Origin of the sequence: Shewanella sp. 11B5 (genome assembly GCF_002836795.1) — a bacterium.
GTDB lineage: Bacteria > Pseudomonadota > Gammaproteobacteria > Enterobacterales > Shewanellaceae > Shewanella > Shewanella frigidimarina.
Genome location: NZ_PJAP01000520.1, coordinates 1 through 5,639, shown reverse-complemented (window position 1 = coordinate 5,639; position 5,639 = coordinate 1). Strand labels below are relative to the sequence as shown.

Sequence of the window (5,639 nt, the reverse complement as noted above, 5' to 3'; positions counted from 1 at the left end):
ACCATAAACACCAAAAATATTGGGTTGGTTAACCAAGCGTTTAAACCTGTCCAGATTAAAAACTCTGCTGCATACGAGGCAATGACGCCCCCCACCATCGCACCAACAAACACAAAACCGGCACTCAATGCCGCCTGTAATGCGGCATAAATTGCAAAGTCACTGCGAAATGGGCGAATGTCGTAAAGGTAGTTGGCCGTGCTTAAGGTAAAGCCGCTCCAAGCTAAACCAGAAAAAGCCTGAATCGCTAAAATATAGATAAAACTATCTGAAAAAAGCCACAATAACGGCAAACTGGGTATTAAGCAGCTGGTGATGATCATCACTAACCTATTACCGTATAGGTCGCTAAATCGGCCCCAAAATCGCAAAGTAATAAACTGCGTAACAATAGACGCTACGCTGGAAAGCACAAATTCAAAATAGGTAAAATGCAAATCCTCTAGCATGTATACCGCAAAAAACGGTGCCGATATGGCAACCATGCACTGCATACCAGCGACAAATAGACTGTAATGGCGAAAGGTTTTGTCTTTCCAGGCTTCACGAAAATTACCAAATGTTTGTTTAAACACCCCAGACGCTTTGGCAATTCTAGGCTCGGGGTCGTGCATTTGCAGTAACAACCAGGCTGAAGTAAACCGGCCCATTGCCGCAATCGAAAACAGTAAACTAAAACCCAACCATGCCATTTCTATTGAGTCGGTTAAGGTTAAAATACCGCCGCCGACAAAGAACACACTTAGCGAGGCCATCATGGTTAATCGAGTACGTGAAGCAAAAAAGGCTCCTCGGCGGCGCTGCGGTACAATCATGCCCATCCAGGCACGCCAATGCGGCTGAATAAGATTGATAAAACCTTGATACAACACCGCTAAGCCAATAAATAACCACACTGCATTATCAGGTCTAAATGCCGCTAACGCGCCCATACCTAACACAACTACGGCTTGTAACACTGCACATGCCACTATAAATTGCCGACGACTGAAATGACTCGCCAGCCATACTGACAACAGTTGCGCCAGTGAGCCAAATAACTGGGGTAAGCCAGTTACCCAGCCCATTTGGCCTAAACTAGCCCCTAAGAATATGGCATAAGCATTAAAAAAGTTATCACTGGTGGCGGTCATGGTTGACGATGCAACCGCCTCTTGTTGGCTACGGCGTAGGGTACATCGAAGCCACGACAGTCTGTCACGACTGCGCGAACAAGGATTATTGCTGCTAGATGAAGGTTCTAAAGCCATAAGATGTATGAATGCACGCCATTGCTAAGTAACTGATTAGGGTTATGGGTTTACGTCACGGATTAACGCCACAAATTGACGTTTCAAATTAACGTCAGTGTTTAAAATTATGGCTGATAAGTGCCCAGCTAACAATCTATGGCGATCACATAATCCACTATTGTGATTGTAAGCATAAGTGCGCACTGTGCTGGTATAAGCCCCTTAAATACAAAAGCCCTGTCAATATAAACCGACAGGGCTTTTGCACATCTACAACAAATTAAACCCACCTAACAGAAGGACACGATACCTTCGGTGACATATTGCTCTGGCAGTTTTTGTAACTGTTTTAGTAATAAAGGATTACCCAGTAAATACGCCAATTCTTGACGGGTAAACAGCTTTACAATGTTGTGTTGGCACTGCGCTTCTTGCACTTTAACTCGGGTAATGGCTTCGAGTGATTCAACCGCTGAACCAGGCAAACGATGTGGCTTTTTGTCAATAATGGCTAAATGTAAATCCATTAGCTCTGGGTCTTGCAGTAGCCTTGATAAGGTCCACGGTTGTGCAATCGCGTTAACGTATTCGCTGCGGCGTTGTTGTGAATCTAGGCTAAGCTTCGGCGCACATACCTCTTCCGGTGTTGCCAATATTTTCAGGCGCTTGACCCATAAGCCAAATCGCTCTGAGCCTGTCATGGCAGAAAGCGGTACAGCAAGCCATAAACCAATTAACGCGGGGCTCATCCACGCCAATAAGGTAAGCGAATCAAGCACTGCGGCGTAACCTAATAACGCACCAATTAACATGTGCCAACGATGACGATAAATCAGTGTTAGCCAAGGTAAGCTGCCGTCATCACGGCGTTGTGGCGCCCAACCGCTGTCGCGTCCAGCTAAAATAGACATCACAGCACCGCAGTGGATAAGCATCATTATTGGCGCAATCAGTGCCGACAATATCACTTCAACTACCACGCTAATCATGGCTTTACCTCTGCCACCTAATTGCTTACTCATGATGCTATTTTTCAGTAACAATATGATCCCAAGAATTTTAGGACCAAACAATATGCCCATGGTGATATAAAACAACCGTAGTGCACGGTCTGAGTCCATAACTGGCCAAGTGGGAAATAGTGAAAACTGGTCGGTAAAATACTCTGGGCGAATAAAGTGTGCTTGTAATGCCAGCATTAAGCCCGACAAAATCAGCATTAACCAAAATGGCGATGATAGATAAGCCATTATCCCTGTGAGTAAGTGTAAGCGGCTAACCCAATGTAATCCTTTACTAAACAACACCCGTGAGTGTTGTAAATTGCCTTGGCACCAACGACGATCGCGCACCGCTAAATCGACAATAGACGGTGGGCATTCTTCATAAGACCCTGGAAGGTCTGCGGCAATGACCACGCTCCAACCAGCACGTCGAATCAAGGCTGCTTCGACAAAGTCGTGGCTCATTATATGGCCACCAAAAGGCGGTTTTCCTGCAAGGTTGGGTAACCCTGCGGCGCTCATAAAAGCTTGGGTGCGGATAATGGCATTGTGACCCCAAAAGTTACCTTCTTTGTGGGTCCACCAAGATAAACCTGTACCAATAACCGGACCATAAATACGCGCAGCAAATTGCTGTAGTCGCGCCATTAAGGTATTGCCATTAATTAAATACGGAATGGTTTGGATAAGCCCAGCGTCAGGGTCTGCCTGCATCCGTCTCGCCAAACTGACGATAGTATGGGTTTCCATTAAGCTGTCGGCGTCTAGCACCAATAAGTGATCGTATCGGGCACCCCAGCGTTTACAAAAGTCAGCCACATTACCGGCTTTACGGGCATCATTTTTACGACGACGGCGGTAATACACCCGCGCATCTTTGCTCACTTGGTGACGCAATATTAAAAATGCCTGCTCTTCTGCCAACGCAATATCGGGGTCGGTAGTGTCGCTTAATATAAACCAATCAAACGCATGGCTTTCGCCGGATGCAACCAATGCCATCGCCATCACTTCAACTGCAGCAAAAACGCGATCGGGTGACTCGTTATAAGTCGGCATTAATATCGCGGTGCGAGTATGCAGTTTTATAGTTTCAGCGATTTCTGTAGCAGGCTTTTTGAGTAGCATAATAAAGCCGGCTATGCCGCCGCTAAATGCTAATGCAATCCAACAAAAATTAACCGCAAACAACACTAAAACGATGTATTCAAGTGGCGTTACGCCGCCGACATTAAATACCGACACCATCTCGTAAATAGCCATGACCGACATTATAAACGCGCTGCCAACCACTAACAGACGGCGTAATCCGTCTGACTTTACCCCATTGGCGATAATGCTCTTGCGTGGCATACCATCGGACAACGCACGTAAACTTTGCGCTTCCATTGGGCTTGGTCGTTCTAGCGGCATGGCTGCACCACCGATCAACGTAGGGTCGACAGTGCTAATGTCAGCATCTGGCTGCATCATGTTCATGCTTAAAGCGTCCAACGATAAAGCCAAGTTTCGACATCACGTGGGCCAGTAAACTTAAGCTCAGCACGTAGCTCGATCAATTCAGCATCTTGTGGATCCATTTCAAACGCCAAACGGTAGCCATTGGTTTTAGGCTGACGAGACACCACCACATTGGTCACAACGCCTGCTGAACTCTGCACTTTGGCAACCGGAATTTCATCGTTATTGCCTTCTTTAACTTGATAGTCGATAACAAACAAACGTCTCGGTGTGGCTTTAGCGATTTCAGCGCGGCCACTGGCGGTACGGGCCACAATAACAGTGCCATCATCAACTTCGGGCTCGCTGCCCCAAATTAACCGATAAGTAAAATGAAACTCGCTACCGGCTGCGATAGGTTGTTTAGGCTTCCAGTAACTAACTATGTTGTCATGAATTTCAGAGTCTGTTGGAATTTCGGTTAACACAACCTCACCCGCGCCCCAATTTCCGACCGGTTCTACCCATAAACTTGGGCGACGCTCGTAGTGGGCTTCGAGATCTTGATAGGCATCAAAACTACGTTCACGTTGAATTAAGCCAAACCCTTGTGGCGAGTTGTCCATAAAGGCACTGACTTGCAATTGCTTTGGATTAGCCAGCGGACGCCATAAACGCTCACCGCGACCATTTAAGATCAATAGCGCGTCAGAATCATGTACTTCTGGTCTAAAGTCATCGGTGTTTTGACGACCATTCATTGAATGTAAAAACATACTGGTACTAGGTGCTAAACCGACTTTAACTAAATCCACGCGTGGAAATAGCGTCGCTTCCACATCGATATGGGTGTTTTCGCCAGGTCTTACAGAAAATCGATATGCCCCTGCCACGCTTGGGCTGTCTAGCAAGGCATGCACCACGATTAAGTTACTGTCGGTGTTTGGCCGTTCAACCCAAAATGCCCTAAATATTGGAAACTCTTCGCCTTCCGGTTCTGCGGTATTTAATGCTAATCCTCTTGAAGACAAGCCGTAATCGCTGCCTTTACCCAAAGCGCGGAAATAACTCGCCCCTTGGAATACCATAAGCTCGTCAAAATATGCAGGATTATTGAGTGGATAATGGATGCGTAGACCAGAATAGCCAATATCTTGGGTCGGCAAACGCTGACTCAACACATCACCTGCAGTAAAAAACTCTGAGTTATAGGCTAAATGGCTGGCTTGCTTACCTTCAACTAAGGCAATTTCAATCAAGTCTTGGAAATAAAAACCCCGATGAAAGAGCTGCATTTGATATGGCAAACCTTCGGCTTTCCAAATAGAAGCTTCTGGCTTAAAGCGAATATCGCGGTATTCATCGTAAGATATTTTAGCCAACCCTGGCGGTAATGGGTCTTTAAGTTCCACATACGGTTTTTGCGCTAATTTACGCGCAATTTTAACCACTGTATCAGAGTCAAAGTTAGCCGTTTTAGCAAAACGCACTTTGGTTTCTGTGTTCAGGTTATTAGCTGATTTCACTATCGCTTGTTCATCTGCATAAGTTTGCAGCGGTATGGTTACGCTAGGCGATGCGGGGGTAATAATGGGTGGTGTGGGTTCTTGTGCTGCAAGATTAAAACAAAGCCCTGCGGCCATGGCTAACGACAAACGCGTTAGCGCTTTTTTTACAGTGTGAGATGAGGCCGAAGTACGGCAACTCAGTAAGCTAACCATAATAGGCTACCTAAAAAATACAGCGTTAATATGCGAGTTTCAGAGCGGTTATTGCGGCAAAATGTCTTGGTACACAACCCTATGCTCTATTTCGCGAACGATATCAGAACGCCAAAATTTTGCACAAGTATTCATCAATAAAATCCACCAGCACCTATAACATTTTAATCTATTGATATATCCAAATAGCACACAAGGAGAATGAAAAACGACCGTGTTGTTCGTTTGATTTTACGACCATC

At 45.7% G+C, this 5,639-nt stretch carries 3 protein-coding genes; all 3 read right to left on the bottom strand.

Annotated elements, in window-relative coordinates:
* Nucleotides 1–1,250, bottom strand: a 1,250-nt coding sequence (locus CXF78_RS12255; RefSeq protein WP_180957131.1) for an MFS transporter, incomplete at its 3' end; no start/stop codon positions are given.
* A gap of 272 nt (nt 1,251–1,522) precedes the next feature.
* Nucleotides 1,523–3,706: a glucans biosynthesis glucosyltransferase MdoH gene (mdoH, locus tag CXF78_RS12250; RefSeq protein WP_180957132.1), complete on the bottom strand. Its 2,184-nt coding sequence runs from the start codon at nt 3,704–3,706 to the stop codon at nt 1,523–1,525.
* An 11-nt stretch (nt 3,707–3,717) separates the two neighbouring features.
* The gene (locus CXF78_RS12245) at nt 3,718–5,397 is read right to left on the bottom strand and encodes a glucan biosynthesis protein G (protein ID WP_102036944.1); all 1,680 of its coding nucleotides are present in this window, start codon (nt 5,395–5,397) and stop codon (nt 3,718–3,720) included.
* Nucleotides 5,398–5,639 lie beyond the last annotated feature (242 nt).

Bases quoted from the DNA above. Each gene is read 5' to 3' on its own strand.
- mdoH (WP_180957132.1), bottom strand. From the start codon at position 3,706: ATGCAGCCAGATGCTGACATTAGCACTGTCGACCCTACGTTGATCGGT.
- CXF78_RS12245 (WP_102036944.1), bottom strand. From the start codon at position 5,397: ATGGTTAGCTTACTGAGTTGCCGTACTTCGGCCTCATCTCACACTGTA.